The 15272-nt window shown below is 66.3% G+C and carries 17 protein-coding genes; 10 read left to right on the forward strand and 7 right to left on the reverse strand.

From position 1 onward, the window contains the following. The first annotated feature begins 15 nt into the window (after positions 1-15). Together fbp and LXN00_RS02055 are read left to right on the forward strand one after the other, a co-directional pair. Entirely contained in the window at positions 16-1107 is a 1092-nt protein-coding gene (gene fbp / locus LXN00_RS02050; RefSeq protein ID WP_234503991.1) for a fructose-1,6-bisphosphate aldolase/phosphatase, read from the forward strand. Between the two features lie 9 nt (positions 1108-1116). After that, complete coding sequence (locus LXN00_RS02055) at positions 1117-1731, forward strand: bifunctional 4-hydroxy-2-oxoglutarate aldolase/2-dehydro-3-deoxy-phosphogluconate aldolase (protein ID WP_234504011.1); 615 nt, start codon at positions 1117-1119, stop codon at positions 1729-1731. Here LXN00_RS02055 and LXN00_RS02060 read toward each other — a convergent pair. Continuing rightward, entirely contained in the window at positions 1709-2470 is a 762-nt protein-coding gene (locus LXN00_RS02060) for an IclR family transcriptional regulator (protein ID WP_234504014.1), read from the reverse strand. The two genes, LXN00_RS02055 and LXN00_RS02060, sit on opposite strands and share 23 nt — an antisense overlap. Positions 2471-2641: 171 nt before the next feature. On the opposite strand from LXN00_RS02060, the gene LXN00_RS02065 reads away from it, so the two are divergent. The 7 genes from LXN00_RS02065 to LXN00_RS02095 are packed head-to-tail and all read left to right on the forward strand — an operon-like array spanning position 2642 to position 8708. Next, complete coding sequence (locus tag LXN00_RS02065; RefSeq protein ID WP_234504016.1) at positions 2642-3523, forward strand: C4-dicarboxylate TRAP transporter substrate-binding protein; 882 nt, start codon at positions 2642-2644, stop codon at positions 3521-3523. A gap of 43 nt (positions 3524-3566) precedes the next feature. After that, positions 3567-4019, forward strand: coding sequence for a TRAP transporter small permease (locus LXN00_RS02070; protein ID WP_234504018.1), 453 nt, complete (start codon positions 3567-3569; stop codon positions 4017-4019). 4 nt (positions 4020-4023) lie between these two features. Beyond that, entirely contained in the window at positions 4024-5298 is a 1275-nt protein-coding gene (locus LXN00_RS02075; protein ID WP_234504021.1) for a TRAP transporter large permease, read from the forward strand. Between the two features lie 9 nt (positions 5299-5307). Continuing rightward, the gene (locus LXN00_RS02080; RefSeq protein WP_234504024.1) at positions 5308-6012 is read left to right on the forward strand and encodes an SDR family oxidoreductase; all 705 of its coding nucleotides are present in this window, start codon (positions 5308-5310) and stop codon (positions 6010-6012) included. Next, positions 6009-7043: an Ldh family oxidoreductase gene (locus LXN00_RS02085; RefSeq protein ID WP_234504025.1), complete on the forward strand. Its 1035-nt coding sequence runs from the start codon at positions 6009-6011 to the stop codon at positions 7041-7043. The genes LXN00_RS02080 and LXN00_RS02085 overlap by 4 nt, the downstream gene beginning before the upstream one ends. After that, on the forward strand, positions 7036-7965 hold the full coding sequence (locus tag LXN00_RS02090; RefSeq protein WP_234504028.1) for a sugar kinase: 930 nt from the start codon (positions 7036-7038) through the stop codon (positions 7963-7965). Before LXN00_RS02085 ends, LXN00_RS02090 begins: the two co-directional genes overlap by 8 nt. A gap of 11 nt (positions 7966-7976) precedes the next feature. Next, entirely contained in the window at positions 7977-8708 is a 732-nt protein-coding gene (locus LXN00_RS02095) for an SDR family NAD(P)-dependent oxidoreductase (protein WP_234504030.1), read from the forward strand. Here LXN00_RS02095 and paaZ read toward each other — a convergent pair. The 6 genes from paaZ to LXN00_RS02125 are packed head-to-tail and all read right to left on the reverse strand — an operon-like array spanning position 8702 to position 13972. Then, on the reverse strand, positions 8702-10693 hold the full coding sequence (gene paaZ / locus LXN00_RS02100) for a phenylacetic acid degradation bifunctional protein PaaZ (protein WP_234504033.1): 1992 nt from the start codon (positions 10691-10693) through the stop codon (positions 8702-8704). The genes LXN00_RS02095 and paaZ overlap by 7 nt on opposite strands. A gap of 2 nt (positions 10694-10695) precedes the next feature. After that, a complete protein-coding gene (gene paaD, locus LXN00_RS02105) occupies positions 10696-11151 on the reverse strand; it encodes a 1,2-phenylacetyl-CoA epoxidase subunit PaaD (protein ID WP_234504037.1) in 456 nt (151 codons plus the stop codon). After that, a complete protein-coding gene (gene paaC, locus LXN00_RS02110) occupies positions 11145-11906 on the reverse strand; it encodes a 1,2-phenylacetyl-CoA epoxidase subunit PaaC (RefSeq protein ID WP_234504039.1) in 762 nt (253 codons plus the stop codon). The genes paaD and paaC overlap by 7 nt, the downstream gene beginning before the upstream one ends. Further along, positions 11896-12420, reverse strand: a complete 525-nt coding sequence (locus LXN00_RS02115; RefSeq protein ID WP_234504041.1) for a phenylacetic acid degradation protein — start codon at positions 12418-12420, stop codon at positions 11896-11898. Before LXN00_RS02115 ends, paaC begins: the two co-directional genes overlap by 11 nt. A 9-nt stretch (positions 12421-12429) precedes the next feature. Further along, positions 12430-13401 carry a 1,2-phenylacetyl-CoA epoxidase subunit PaaA gene (gene paaA / locus LXN00_RS02120; RefSeq protein ID WP_234504043.1) on the reverse strand — a complete coding sequence of 324 codons (972 nt, stop codon included), beginning with the start codon at positions 13399-13401 and terminating at the stop codon, positions 12430-12432. Continuing rightward, positions 13388-13972, reverse strand: a complete 585-nt coding sequence (locus LXN00_RS02125) for a TetR/AcrR family transcriptional regulator (RefSeq protein ID WP_234504045.1) — start codon at positions 13970-13972, stop codon at positions 13388-13390. The genes paaA and LXN00_RS02125 overlap by 14 nt, the downstream gene beginning before the upstream one ends. A gap of 138 nt (positions 13973-14110) precedes the next feature. Here LXN00_RS02125 and LXN00_RS02130 point away from each other — a divergent pair, with 138 nt between their 5' ends. Further along, positions 14111-15271, forward strand: coding sequence for a TAXI family TRAP transporter solute-binding subunit (locus LXN00_RS02130; RefSeq protein ID WP_234504047.1), 1161 nt, complete (start codon positions 14111-14113; stop codon positions 15269-15271). Position 15272: the final 1 nt, after the last annotated feature.

The raw sequence follows: 15272 nt of genomic DNA on the forward strand, positions 1-15272 counted from the left end.
AGAAAGGAGGGAGGTATGGAGGTCACGCTTTCCGTGCTTAAAGCGGATATCGGCTCCGTGGGCGGGCATACCCTGCCGAGCCCAAGGGTCCTTTCCCGGGTGAAGGAAGTGGTGCAGGAGGCGGTGGGCCGGCTCCTTTTGGACGCCTACGTCTTCCACATTGGGGACGATATCGTCCTCCTCTTAAGCCACACCCACGGCCCCCGCCACCCCGAGGTGCACGGTCTGGCCTGGAAGGCTTTCCAGGAGGGAACCCAGGTGGCCAAGGAAGAGGGGCTTTATGGGGCGGGGCAGGACCTCCTGAAGGACGCCTTCACCGGCAACCTCCACGGCCTTGGCCCCCAGGTGGCGGAGATGCGGTTTAAGGAGCGCCCCTCCGAGCCTTTCGTGGTCCTGGCGGCGGACAAGACCGAGCCCGGGGCCTTCAACCTGCCCCTTTACCTGGCCTTCGCCGACCCCATGTACTCCTCGGGCCTCCTCTTGTCCCCGGAGTTGCGGCCGGGCTTCCGCTTCCGCATCATGGACCTGGCCCAGACGGAGCGGGACAGCTACATCACCCTGGACGCCCCCGAGCGCCTTTACGATATCGCCACCCTCCTGCGCGACTCCCACCGCTTCGCCATAGAGTCCATCTGGTCCCGGAGGTACGGGGAGGTCGCCGCCGTGGTGAGCACCACGCGGCTTAGGAACATCGCCGGCCGCTACGTGGGCAAGGACGACCCCGTGGCCCTCATCCGCACCCAGAAGATCTTCCCCGCCACGGAGGAGCTCGGCCCCCCCTTCGCCCTCGCCCCCTTCGTGGCCGGGGACACCCGGGGGAGCCACCACCTGCCCCTCATGCCCGTAAAGGCCAACACCCCGGCCTCCACCTTCTTCTGCGTGCCCATGGTCTGTGGCCTCGCCTTTTCCCTAAGGGAGGGGCGGCTTTCCGAGCCCGTGGACCTCTTCGCTGACCCCGTGTGGGATGCGGTGCGGGCCAGGGTGGTGGAGAAGGCCCAGGAGATGCGCCGCCAGGGCTTCTACGGCCCCGCCATGCTTCCCATGGAGGAATTGGAGTACACGGGGATCGCCGAAAGGCTCAAAGAGCTCGCCCGGGAGTTCACGTAGCATGAAGCCGTGGAGGTCCTAGAGGCTTTGGCTAATGCCCGCCTCCTACCCCTCCTCACCGTGCGGGGCGGGGAGGACCTTTGGGCCTTGGCCCAGGCGTTGCGGGAAGAAGGCGTTGGGGTTTTGGAGATCACCCTCCGGACCCCCCAAGGCTTGGAAGCCTTGGGGGCATTGAGGGGTAGCGGCCTCCTCCTGGGGGCAGGCACGGTGCGGGGCCTCGAGGAGGCGAAAGCTGCCTTGGCTGCGGGGGCTCGCTTTTTGGTTTCGCCGGGCCTAAGGGAAGGGGTGGCCCGCCTGGCGCAGGAGGAAGGGGTGCCCTACTTCCCCGGCGTCCTTACGCCCACGGAGGTGGAAAGGGCTTTGGAGCTTGGCCTTTCCGTTCTCAAGTTCTTTCCCGCAGAACCCTTCCAGGGGGCCCAGGTACTGAAGGCCTACGCCGAGGTTTTTCCCGAGGTGCGTTTTCTGCCCACGGGCGGCATCAAGGAGGAGCACCTGCCCCTCTATGCCCCTTTGCCCAACCTGTTAGCTGTGGGGGGAAGCTGGCTTCTAACAGGGGATCCCGCGCAGATTCGCGCGCGGGTTCGTACGGCCAGGGCCCTTCTTAGGCTCCAAGCTCGCGGCTGATGCGCCGAGCGGCTTCCCGTACCTTCTCGGCTACCTCGGGAATGCGGTCCTCGTCCAGGTAGATGGCAGCGGTGGACACGCTTACCGCCGCCACGGGCTCCCCTTGCCCGTTCAGGATCGGGGCAGCCACGCACCGCACCCCGGGTTCGTTCTCCTCCAGGTCTAGGGCATATCCCCGGATCCGAGTGGCGCGCAGCTCTTCCCGAAAAGCTTGATAGTCGCCAAGGGTTCTTGGGGTGCGCTTCAGGCCTGGAGTGAAGGCTTCCTGCCACCGCTCTTCGGGGAGGAAGGCCAGGATGGCCTTGCCTAAGGCAGTGGATTGAGCAGGGAAACGGCTTCCGATCTGGCTCGCCAGTACGAGTTCCCGCTTGCCGGGGACCTTGTCAATGTAGACCACCTCTTTTCCTTCCAGGACGGCCAAGTGCACGGTCTCCCTCGTGGCGTCCCGAAGGGCCTCGAGGTGGGAACGGGCGAGGGTGGGAAGGTGCAGCTGGCCGTAGGCCTTAAAGCCTAGGCGGATGAGCTTGGGTCCCAGGAAGTACCCCCTTCGCGGTTCGTGGCGTAGGTAGCCCGCCCGGGTCAGTGCGCTGAGGATTCGGTAGGCGGTGCTCCGGCTGAGCCCTAACGAATCGGCGAGGGCTTTGAGCTCATGCACCCCCTCGGCTACCTGCTCCAGGAGCCACAGGCCGCGAAGGAGGGTTTGGGCGCCTTCTGGGTCTTCTAACGTTAACCGACGCATGTTCCCATTATATGGGAACAAGTATCCTATTGACAATATGTGGGATTAGGTAGTATATAGTGAGACGAAAAGGAAAGGCGGTGAAGAGCAATGCGGCGTATTGCGGTTTTGGTTGTCGGTCTGGCGCTGGGGCTAGCCTGGGCACAGACGTATACCCTCCGCTTTAACCACGTGCTTGGGCCCAACCACCCCTACCACGCGGGCTTGCAGGCCTGGGCGGAACGCGTGGCGCAACGGACCAACGGGGACCTGCGCATCCTGGTCTTCCACAGCGCCCAGCTCGGGGTGGAAGAGGACATCATTGAGCAGCTGCGCCAAGGGGTGCCCGTGGGCCAGAACACCGACGGGGCACGCTTGGGCAACTACGTCAGGGAGCTCGGCGTTTTCAACGGCCCTTACTTTGTGGACGACTACGCCACGGTAGAGCGCCTAACCACCCTACCCGTGGTGCAGGGTTGGATTGAGCGCCTAGCCCAGCAGTACGGAATCCGCGTCCTCTGCTTTAACTGGGTTCAGGGTTACCGGCACTTCATGACCAACCGGCCCGTGCGCCGCCCCGAAGACCTGCGTGGCCTGCGCATACGCACGCCGCCAGCACCCGTCTGGCAAGAGTCCGTGCGGGCCTTGGGGGCTACGCCCGTGGCCCTACCCTTCGGGGAGATCTACTCTGCCCTGCAGCAACGGGCCATAGACGGGGCCGAGCTCGTTTACGCCAACATTCCCGACATGAGCTTGTGGGAAGTTCTGCGCTATGTGAACGAGACCAAGCACTTCCTCCTTATCAACTTTGAGGTGGTGGGGGAGGCTTGGTATCGGTGCCTACCTGCCAATTACCGGCAGATCCTCCGGGAAGAGTGCGTGCGGGCTGGCCGGGAAACCTCCCAACGCATCGCAGCGGAAGAGGAGCGCATCAAGGCCCTTATCCAGCAACGGGGCATGACCATCGTGAGCGACGTGGACCTCGCTGCTTTCCGGCGGGCAGCGGAAACGGCCTACGAGCGCTTGGGGCTTAAGAGCATCCGGGATGCCTTGTATCAGGCCCTAAGGCGGTAGGAGGCAAAGCAGCGCCAAGGGTGGCAAGGGAAGGGGGGTAAGGTTGCGGCACCGGATCTTGCGTCTAGAGCAAGCCCTAGCGCAAGCTTTCCTCGCTGCCTGCGCCCTTATCGTCTTTGCGGGGGGTGTGGGGCGCTTCCTGGGACATCCCTTGGACTGGTCCATGGACTTTGCTACCTTCTGTTTTGCTTGGGCGGTTTTCCTGGGGGCGGACCTGGCCTTAAGGGAGGACCGGCACGTGGCGGTGGATAACTTGGTGCGCCTCCTTCCCCCAAGGGTGCGCCGCTGGGTGCAGGCGGCGACTTGGGCCCTCGTGGCCGTGTTCCTGTTGGCCCTCTTTGTGTATGGCCTGGTGGCGGCTTACCAGGCCCGCTTTCGCAGCTTCCAGGGGATACCGGGTTTCAGCTACGGGTGGGTCATGCTAAGCGTGAGTTTGGGAAGCCTTCTCATGCTCACCACCGCTTTAGAGCGGTTCCGTCGGGTCCTCAAGGGATAAAAACATGCTCTTGAGCTTCCTCGTCTTCCTGAGCCTCGTTGTGCTAGGAATGCCCGTGGTTTTCGCCATTGGGATCGGGGGGTTGGTCTTTTTCCTCACCCATTCCGAGCTCCAGCTCGTCATGCCGGTCCAGCTGGCGCTGGCGGAGACCCAAAACTTTTCCCTCTTGGCCATCCCCACCTTCATCCTGGCCAGCAACCTGATGAACGAGCTGGGTGTGACCCGGAGGCTCCTCCTCTTCGCCCATACCCTCACGGGCTTCCTGCGGGGTGGCCTGGCCCAGGTGAGCGTGCTCTTGGGCTTTCTTATGGGAGGTGTCTCGGGATCAGCCATCGCGGACGCCACCATGCAGGCCAGGCTCCTAGGGCCCGAGATGGTGCGTCGGGGGTACTCCAGGGGTTTCATCGCGGCGCTCCAGGGGTTTTCCGGCCTTCTGGCCGTGGCGATCCCGCCGAGCATCGGCCTTATCCTTTACGGCAGCATCGGGCAGGTGTCCATTGGCCAGCTTTTCGCTGGAGGGATCGGGGTAGGGGTGCTCATGGCCCTGGCGTACATGCTCACCGTGGCCGTGCTTGCCCAAAGGAGAGGGTACCTTCCGGAAAGCCCTACCCCGCCTAGCGGTTCCGCGCTCCTTAAGGCACTCAGGGAAAGCTTTTTCGCCGTGCTCTTTCCCTTCCTTCTCCTCGCGGCGCTACGCTTCGGCGTGTTCGTCCCCTCCGAGGTGGGGGCGGCTGCGGTGGTCTATGCCCTTTTCGTGGGTTTCGTTTACCGGGAGCTTTCCTGGGAGCGCATAGGGCGGGCCTTGGAACACTCCGTGAGGGATGTGGGTATGGTGGCCCTCCTCATCAGCATGGCAGCGGTGTTGGGGTATGGGATGAAGTGGGAGATGTTTCCCCAAAAGGTCTCCGCCTTTCTCCTGGAAGCTATTCAGAACCCTCAGGTGGCCCTTCTCCTCATCCTGTTATGCTTGCTCCTCCTCGGCACCATCCTGGACTCCACGGTCATGATCATCCTGCTCACCCCTATCCTGGTGCCCGCTGCCAAGGCTATGGGGATAGACCTGGTCTATTTCGGAGTGCTCATGGTCCTCACCTGCGCCGTGGGGCTTTTGACCCCCCCGGTGGGGCTTTCCATGTACTCCGTCTGCTCGGTTATGGGTTGCGGCCTCGGGGAGTACGTGCGGGAAGGGTGGCCTTTCCTGGTGGCCACCCTCTTGGTCCTCCTCTTGGCCTACTTCTTCCCTGGCGTGGTCCTCTTCCTGCCCCGGCTCCTCTTTTAGAGGTGAGGTATGCGGCTTAGAGGCAAGAAGGCGCTGGTCATTGCGGCAGGGCAGGGCATTGGGCGGGCTATTGCCGAGGCCTTTCAGCGAGAGGGGGCCGAGGTCCTGGCGGCCACCCTCCACCCCGAGAAGCTTGCGGGGGTGCTCCCTGCCGTGGGATTAGATGCGCGGGACAAGCAAGCCCTCTTCTCCCTCATTCAGGGGCTAGACCGGTTGGACGTCCTCGTTAACGCCCAGGGCGTCGTACCCGTGGGAGGGATTTTGGAGGCCACGGATGAGGACTGGGACAACGCCTTCCTCCTCAACGCCAAGAGCATGTTTTGGTCCATGCAGGCTGCACTCCCCAAGATGGCCGCCCAGGGGGGAGGGAGCGTGATCAACATCGCCTCTGTGGCCGCTTTTAAGATGGTGCCCAAGCGCTTCGTGTATGCGGCCACCAAAGCGGCGGTGGTGGCCATGACCAAGGCGGCTGCCCTGGAGTTTGCCCCTTATGGGGTGCGCGTCAACGCCATCTGCCCGGGTACGGTGGATACGCCCTCCCTTCGGGAACGGGCAGGGGGAGAAGAAGGTCTTAGGGCCTTCGCCGAGCGGCAACTCTTAAAGCGCCTGGGCCGGCCCGAAGAGATCGCCGCCCTGGCCGTTTACTTGGCTTCTGACGAGGGGGCCTTCGCCACGGGGAGCGCCTTCGTGGTGGATGGGGGAATGAGCCTATGAGGTGGCAGGCGGATTTCCTCAGGGCTTGGACGGAAGCCGTCCTCCGCCAAGCGGGGGCGGATCTGCCCTCCGCCCAGGCGGTGGCCTGGGCCTTGGTGGAGGCTGACCTGAGGGGCGTGTCAAGCCACGGCCTCTTGCGCCTGCCCATTTACCTGCGCCGCCTCGAGGCGGGCCTGGTGAACCCAAGCCCCTGTCTTCCCGTGGAGCGCAAAGGCCCCGTGGCCCTCTTGGATGGAGAGCACGGCTTTGGCCCCCGGGTAGCCCTAAGGGCGGTGGAGCTCGCTGGCGAGCTTGCCCAGACCCACGGCCTTGGAGCCGTGGGGGTAAGGCGGAGCACCCACTTTGGCATGGCGGGGCTTTACGCGGAAAAGCTTGCCCAGCAGGGCTTGCTGGCCCTGGTCACCACCAACGCCGAGCCCGACGTGGTGCCCTTTGGGGGTAAGGAGAAGGCCCTGGGTACCAATCCCCTGGCCTTTGCTGCGCCCGCCCCCCAGGGGATCCTGGTGGTGGACCTTGCCACCTCGGAAAGCGCCATGGGGAAGGTCTTCCTGGCCCGGGAAAAGGGCGAGAGGATACCCCCGAGCTGGGGGGTGGACCGGGAGGGCCGGCCCACGGAGGACCCGGGGGAGGTATACGCCCTAAGGCCCCTCGGCGGCCCCAAGGGGTACGCCCTGGCCCTTTTGGTGGAGGTGCTCTCCGGCGTACTCACAGGGGCGGGTGTAGCCCATGGCATCGGCCGCATGTACGAGGAATGGGACCGCCCCCAGGACGTGGGCCACTTCGTCTTGGCCCTTGACCCCAAGGCCTTCGTGGGCCAGGAGGCGTTCTTGAGGCGGATGGGGGAGTTGTGGGCTGCCGTGAAGGCTACCCCTCCTGCTCCAGGCCACGAGGAGGTCTTCATGCCGGGAGAACGGGAAGCGAGGCGGCGGGCGGAGGCTTGGAAGGAAGGGGTAGAGCTTCCGGAAAAGCTTGTGGCCGAACTGCGGGCCCTAGGCCACCGCTACAACGTTCCCTGGAGGGACGATGCCTGAGGTGGTAACCGCGGGGGAACCTTTGGTGGCCCTGGTGCCCCAGGGCCTGGGGCGCCTTCGGAGCCAGCACCTGTTGGAGGCCTACGTGGGCGGTGCCGAGGTAAACGTGGCGGTAGCCCTGGCCCGCCTTGGGGTAAGGGTGGGGTTTGTAGGCCAGGTGGGGGAGGATGAGCTGGGCGCCATGGTCATGGAAAAGCTCAGGGCAGAAGGGGTGGACCTTACCCAGTTCCGGCGGGTGGCTGGCTTCACGGGTCTCTACTTGCGGGAATATTTGCCCTTGGGTAAGGGCCGGGCCTTTTACTACCGGAAGGGCTCAGCGGCAAGCAACCTGGCTCCAGGCGCCTTTGACCCGGACTACCTCCAAGGTAGCTCCTTCTTTCACCTGAGCGGCATCACGCCTGCCCTTAGCCCCTCCTGCCGGGCCTTTAGCCTGTGGGCCATGGCGGAAGCGAAGAGGAGGGGCGTGCGGGTGAGCCTAGATCTCAACTACCGCCAGGCCCTTTGGCCTCCCCAGGAGGCCCTGGCCTTCTTGGATGAGGCCCTTCCCTTGGCAGACCTGGTGTTTTTGAGCGAGGAAGAGGCCCGCCTGCTCTTCGGGGATGAAGAAGGGGCCTTGCGGCGCCTAAGGGCCCCGGAGGTGGTTCTCAAACGGGGGCCCAGGGGGGCCGTGGCCTTTGGGGAGGGCGGTAGGGTAGAGGAGGAGGCCTTCCCGGTGGCGGCGGTGGACCCCGTGGGGGCGGGGGATGCCTTTGCCGCAGGGTACCTGGCGGGGCACCTCTGGGGGCTTCCGGTGGAGGAACGCCTCAGGCTAGGCAACCTCCTCGGGGCCTGTGTGGCGGCAAGCCGGGGGGATCACGAGGGCACCCCCTACCGCGAGGACCTCGAGGTCCTTCGGCAGCAGGGAATGGGCATGGTGCGTTAGGGAGGACAACCATGAGAACGGCGCTGGTGACCGGAGGGAGCCGCGGCATTGGGCGGGCCATCGCCGAGGCCCTTTTGCGGAAGGGCTTTCGCGTGGCTATTGCCAGCCGGAATCCGGAGGAGGCGGTGGCCGCCTTACAGAAGGAGGGGTGGCCCGCTTTGGCCCTGAAAAGCGACCTGGAAACGGAGGATCCGGCAAGGCTTGTGGAGGACGCCCATCGGGCCCTAGGGGGGCTCCACGTGCTGGTGCACGCTGCGGCGGTGAACGTGCGGAAGCCGGCCCTGGAGCTTGCCTACGAGGAGTGGCGGCGCGTTCTTTACCTCCATCTGGATGTGGCCTTTCTCCTCGCCAAGGCGGCGGCGCCCCGCATGGCGGAGGCCGGCTGGGGCCGGATCCTCTTCCTCGGCTCCGTGACCACCTTCACGGGAGGCGGCCCGGTGCCCATTCCCGCCTACACCACGGCCAAGACGGCCCTCTTGGGCCTCACCCGCGCCCTGGCTAAGGAATGGGCCCCCTTGGGGATCCGGGTCAACCTCCTTTGCCCGGGGTACGTGGAGACGGAGTTCACCCTTCCCGTACGGCAAAACCCTGAGCTCTATGGCCCCATCACCGCCCGCATCCCCCTGGGCCGCTGGGCCAAGCCCGAGGAGATCGCCCAGGTGGCCGCGGTTCTCTGCGGGGAGGAGGCGGAGTACCTCACGGGCCAGGCGGTGGTGGTGGACGGGGGCTTCCTCGCTTATTGAGGCTTCCGCGCCACCAGGGTGAGGAGGGTGTAAGTGGCCACGGTCTTGCCCTCCTGGTTCACCACCTCTACCGCCCACTCCACCACCCCGGTCCTCTCGTCCCGGGGGCGCTTGGCCTTCACCGTGAGGCGGGCCTGGAGGGTGTCCCCGATCCCCACGGGCTCGGTGAAGCGGAGGCCTTCCAGGCCGTAGTTGGCGAGGACCGGCCCCGGGGCCGGGTCCACGAAAAGCCCGGCGGCGGCGGCCAGGACGAAGTACCCGTGGGCCACCCGTTTGCCGAAGAGGCTCTTTTGGGCCGCAAGCTCGTCCGTGTGGGCGTAGAAGTGGTCCCAGGAGAGGTGGGCGAAGAGGGCGATGTCCGCCTCGGTTACCGTGCGGCGGTGGGTGGTGAGGGTTTCCCCCACCACGAGCTCCTCGTAGGCCTTGCGGAAGGGGTGGACCTGGGCCTCGGTTTCCGCCCCCTTGGCGTACTCCGCGAGGAGGGCTTGGAGGCTTTGGGGGTCCCCTTGGAGGGCCAGGCGGGCCAGGTGCCGCTTCACGGAGAGGAGCCCCCCAAGCTCCTCCCCACCCCCCGCCCGGCCCGGACCGCCGTGGAGGAGGCGGGGGAGGGGGGAGCCGTGGCCCGTGGAGGCCTGGGCGTCCCGGCGGTTTAGGAGGTGGAGCCTGCCCACCTCTCCCGAAAGCCCCAGAAGGTAGAAGCGGGCCTCCTCGGGGTCGGGGGTGGCCAGGGTGGCCACGAGCATTCCGCCGCCCATGCGGGCGAGGCGCAGGGCCTCCTCCCGGGTGCGGTAGGGGAAGAAGGTGGCCACGGGGCCGAAGGGTTCTACCCGGTGGAGGGCCTCCCGCCAGGGGTCTTGGGCGAGGAGGAGGGTGGGGGGGAAGAAGGCTCCGTCCTTCCGGCCCTCGTGCTGCCAGTAGACCTGGGCGCCCGCTTCTAGGAGGGCCGCCACCGCCCCTTCCACCTCCTCCTTCTGGGCCAGGGAGGCGAGGGGGCCTAGGTCCACCCCTTCTTCCCGGGGGTCGCCCAGGCGCAAGGGAGCGAGGCGGGCCCGGGTGGCCTCGAGGAGGGCCGGAAGCCTTTCCTCCGGCACCAGGACCCGGCGGATGGCGGTGCACCGCTGCCCGCTTTTGATGGCGAGCTCCCGGGCGATCTCCTCGGCGAGGCGGAGAAGCTCCTCTTCCCCGGCCTCCTCCCCCAGGATGGCGGCGTTTAGGGAGTCCGTTTCGGCGTTGAAGTGGGCTCCCCGTTCCAGGAAGGCGGGGTGGCGCCTCAGGCGGTCCGCCGTGGCCTTGGAGCCCGTGAAGTAGAGGCTATCCCGGTAGTCCAAGGCGTCCAGGGCATCCCCAAGGCCCCCGGCCACGAACTGGAAGCTCCCCTCGGGGAGGAGGCCCGATTCCAGCATCATCCGGGCCAGGGCCTCGGCCACGTGGGCCGTGGGGGTGGCGGGCTTGGCCAGGGTGGGCACCCCGGCGAGGAAGGCGGGGGCGAACTTCTCCAAAAGGCCCCAGACGGGGAAGTTGAAGGCGTTCACCTGGAGGGTAATCCCTCCCTTGGGCCCGAGGACGTGCCGCCCCTGGAAGGAGAGGTCCTTGGAAAGGGGGAGGTAGTCCTCCTCCGGGAGGAGGTTCCCCTCGGGGAGAGTGCGGGCGAGGCTTGCGTAGGCGTAGAGGACCCCAATCCCCCCGTCCACGTCGTACCAGGCGTCCCGCCTTGTGCCCCCCGTGGTGGCGTAGAGGCGGTAAAGCGCCTCCTTCCGCTCCGAGAGGTACTGGGCGAGGGCCCTAAGCCGCCTTCCCCGCTCCTGGAAGCCCAAGGCGAGAAGGGCCTTCCCTCCCACCTCCCGCCCGTAGGCGATGGCCTCCTTGAGGGGAAGGCCCTCCGCCGTGGCCCGGGCGAGCTCCGCATGGGTGGTGGCGTCCCGGATGGGGACGCCTTCCCCCTCCCCTTCCCGCCATTGGCCTAGAAGGTAGCTTTTTAGCTTCATGCTTACACCGCCTTAAACGCCTCAAAGACCTCACCGCAGGAGGCGCACTGGTAGAGCATCTTGCAGAGGGTGGCCCCGAAGGCGTTTTTGAGGACCACCTCCCGGCCGCCGCACCGGGGGCAGGGGGGGTCCTGGTGGGCCAGGGGCAGGGGCAGGGGCGGGGCGATGCCGTAGGCGGAAAGCTTCCCCTTGGCCTCCTCGGTCATGGCCTCCGTGGACCAAGGGGTGCGGGCCTCCTCCACCTCCACCGCCTCCGCCCCCGCCGCCTTCAGGGCCTTTACGATCTCCTCGCGGATGAGCCTCAGGGCGGGGCAGCCCGAGAAGGTGGGGCGGAAGCGTACCTTGACCCGGCCCCCCTCCGCCTCAATCCCCAGGACCATCCCCATCTCCACAATGTTCAGGACAGGGATCTCCGGGTCCTTGACGCCCTTTAGGGCCTCCCAGTAGCGGTCTACCACGCCTTGGCCTCCGGATCCCAGCGGGCCACGGACTGCATCTCGGCGAGCAGGGACCATAGGTACTCCGTGTGCTCCTTGCGGCTTTTGGGGACGTAGCCCCCCTGGGGGGGCTTGAGTCCCGAGCGCTCCAGGTGCCGGGTCACCTCCTCCAGGTAGGGGGCCTCGAGGGCCTTCAGGTCCGGCACCACCCCCGCCTCCACCAGGGCCTCCTCCTCGGGGAGGGGGACGAAGAGCTGCTTGGCGTAGGGGAAGAGGAGCTCAAGGGCCTCCTGGGCGCGGCGGTGGCTTTCCTCGGTGCCCTGGCCTAGGCGCTCCACCCAGAGGGCGCTGTGCTTTAGGTGGAAGCGCTCCTCCTTCCGGATACGGCCCGCCACCTCCCTTAGGGGCTCGTAGGCGCTTTTCTCCGCCTCCTTGAGCCAAAGGTTCTCGTAGGCGTCAAAGAGGTACTGCCGCACCATGGTGAAGGCCCAGTCCCCCTTGGGGAGCTCCACCAGGATGGCGTTCTGGTACGCCAGGGGGTCGCGGAAGAAGACCAGGTGGTCGGGGTCGGAGCCGTCCAGCTCCTGGCGGAGTTCTAGGTACAGCTTGGCGTGGCCCAGCTCGTCCTGGGCCAGGTTGGCGATGGCGATGTCCTCCTCGAGGATGGGCGCATGGGCCACCCACTCGGAAAGGCGCTGGGCTAAGACCACCTCGTCGTCGGCCAAGGCGGTGAGCTTGGCCACGAGGGCTTCCTTGAGGTAGGGGTCAAGGGGCATCCTCCACCTCCCGAGCGGTGATGAGGCCGTAGTAGCTCTGCAGGCGGTAGGTCTTCTCCTTGGCGGGGGCGAACCAGCTCTCTATGACCTCCTCCTTGGGCTCCGTGCCCACCACCAGCCCCTCCGGCACCGCCCAGAAGGCCACCCCCTGGGCGTGGAGGAGGGCTTCCCTTATGGCGGAGGCGGGCCCCCGGGCGAGGAAGCGGCCCACCAGGTCCCCGTAGACCATGCTCCGGCGGTGGCTCCGCTTGGCGAAGACCCAGTAGGCCTCCTCCGGGCCCTCCTCCGTCCCTTCCGCCCAAGGCCCCTTTAGCCCTTCCTGGGTCACGTGGAAGAAGGCCTCCGCCGGGGCCACGAAGAGGGCGTAGGCGGAGGGGCGGCGCACGAAGACGTGCCGGGCGAGGAGCAGGGCGTGCTCGGGGTCCGTGGCGTGCACCGAGCCCACCATCTGGGGGGGGCTTTTGGGCGTGTCCTGCTTGATCACCTCGTACCGGGACCACTCCGTTCCCCACATGGCTTCCCCCTAGTCCGCCGCCTGGGCCAGCCGCCTTTTGGCGTGGGCCTCCATGGCCTCCCGCACCCAGCGCCCCTCCTCGTGGGCCCTTCGCCTCGCCAGGAGGCGGTGCCGGTTCATGGGGCCTTCCCCGTTGATGACCTTCCAGAACTCATCCCAGGGGATGGGCCCGTGGACCCAGTTCCCCGTCTTCTCGTCGTAGCGGAGGTCGGGGTCAGGGGGCACAAGCCCCGCCTCCAAAAGCTCGGGCACGTGCTCGTTCAGGAACTCCTGGCGGATCTGGTCGTTGGTCTTGGTCTTGATGCCCCAGCGGAGGAGGAGGGGGGTGTGGGGGGAGTCCGTGTCGTGGGGCCCCGCCATCATGAGGGTGGGCCACCACCAGCGGTTCAGGGCGTCCTGGACCATCTGCCGCTGCTTTCTAGACCCCTTGGCGTAGAGGAGGACCGCCTCCTTCCCCTGCTTGTGGTGGAAGGTTTCCTCGGCGCAGATGCGCACCATGGCCCGGGAGTAGGGCCCGTAGGAGCACTGGGCCAGCATGGTCTGGTTCTTGATGGCCATGCCGTCCACCAGCCAGCCGATGATGCCCACGTCCGCCCAGGTGAGGGTGGGGTAGTTGAAGATGTTGGAGTACTTGGCTCGGCCCGAGAGCAACGCCTCCACCATCTCCTCCCGCGTCACCCCCAGGGTTTCGGCGGCGTGGTAGAGGTACTGGCCGTGCCCCGCCTCGTCCTGCACCTTGGCCAGGAGGATGAGCTTGCGCCTTAGGGAGGGAGCCCGGGTAATCCAGGCCCCTTCGGGGAGCATGCCCACCCACTCGCTATGGGCGTGCTGGGAGATCATGCGGACGAGTTGACGGCGGTACTCCGCTGGCATCCAGTCTCCCGGTTCAATCTTCTCTCCCCGGGCGATCCTGGCCTCAAACTCCGCAAGCCTCTCCGGATAGTCCGGGTCTTCGGGGTAGCCGATCCTAAGCTTGACCATCCTCGCCTCCTTCCTCCACGCCTAGGGCCCGGAGCACGAGCCTGGCGTAGGCTTCCGAAAGCTCGTCTAGGGAAAGGGGGCCATTGGGCCGGTACCACTGGTAGGTCCAGTTGAGGGCGGAGAGGACGAAGAGGGTGGCGAGGCGGACATTTCCCACCCGGAAGACCCCCTTTTCCACCCCTTCCTGGACCACCCCCTGCACCCCCTCCTCGTAGCGGCGCCTCAGGGCCTTGGCCTCCTCGAGGAGGGGCGGGGAGAGGTGCTTCCACTCGTGGAAGAAGACCGTGGCCCGGGGAAGCTCCTCGGCGATGACCCTAAGGTGCCCCTTCACCAAGGCCCGCATCCGCTCCACGGGGTTGCCTTCCGGAAGGCTTTGCAAGACGGCAAGGAAGCGCTCCGCCGCCTGCCGCACCACCTCCAGGAGGATCTCTTCCTTGGACTGGATGTGGGCGTAGAGGCTTCCCCCCTGCAGGTTCAGGTGGCGGGCGAGCTCCCGCATGCTGGTGGCGTGGTAGCCCCTCTGGCTGAAGAGGGTGCCTGCCACGTGGAGGATCTCGTCCCGGCGCTCCATGGCTAACGGTCGTTTGTTAGTTTCGCATACCCGGGGCGAAGGGACAAGTGTCCTGGCTCACCTTTCTTCCTCCGCTTGACCGCTGGGGATAAGTGGGGTAGCATGGATTCCAACCGAATGGTCGGTAAGGAGGGCAGGATGGGGTGGAAAAAGGTCTGCGTATGGGTTTTCCTCTACTCGTCCCTGGTGGGCTTGGCCCAGGGAACCGCCTCCTGGCCGAGGCAGCTCCTCTTCGGCTCCACGGAGGTGGGCACGGCGGGCTATTCCCTGCTGGTGGCCTGGTCGGGGGAGTTTGCCAGTGCCACAGGGGTCCAGGTGCGGGTTGCCCCCGGCGCCACGCCCACCATAACGGGGTGGCTGTTGGAGCGCCGGGTGGACTTCATTTCCGCCCCACTGACGGTGTTGGTGGAGTCTTTAGACGGGGAGGCAGGCTACCGTCCCGGGCCCCTGCGGGTGGTCTATCCCGCCATCCTGACCCCCTGGGGCCTCATGACCCGCGGGGATACCCCTTACCGACGGGTGCAGGACATAGGACCCGGGGTGCGGGTGGCTTGGCCCCCCTTCTCTTACTTCCACCGCATTTTGGATGGGCTCTTCGCTTGCCGGGGGATTAGCCGGGAACAGGTGCGCTTGGTGCCGGTTGCCAACTACAGCGCCAACTCGCGGGTGATTGCCGAGGGGGGTGGGGCGGACATAGCCTTCACCTCGCCTGTTTCCGATGTCAACGTGGAGGTGGAGGGCAACCCCAGGGGGATACGCTGGCTTCCCGTGCCCACCGCGCAGGAAGACCGTACCTGCCTTCTCCGGTGGCAGTGGGCATACCCCCTTCTCAAACTCACCCGGCCTGCGGACATAGGGGTTACCTCGGCTCGAGGGGTGCGGATGTTCGTCATCCCAAGCGTCTACTACACCCGGGCCGATGTGGACGAAGCCTTGGCCTATCAGCTGGTGAAGTGGTGGGACGAGAACCACGCCCTTTATAAGGACAAGCACGCCATGGCCCGTTACCAAACCCTGGAAAGCCTGCGCTTCCTGGTGGAGAACCTGTCCGTGCCCCTCCATCCCGGAACCGTGCGGTACCTGAGGGAAAAGGGCCTGTGGAACCAGGAGTTGGAGGCAAGGCAGCAAGCCTCCGTCCGCCTAGCGGACCAGTACACCACCCTCTACGAAAGGGCCCTGGCCCTCGCCCGCTCCCGCCGGATCAGCACCGATCCCGCAAGCGAGGCCTGGCAGCGGTTCTGGCGGGAGTTCCTGACGCAAAACCGCGTGCCCCGCTTCTCCGAAGTGTGGAGGCCCTAAG

It is taken from the genome of Thermus brockianus (genome assembly GCF_021462505.1).
Classification (GTDB): Bacteria; Deinococcota; Deinococci; order Deinococcales; family Thermaceae; genus Thermus; species Thermus hydrothermalis.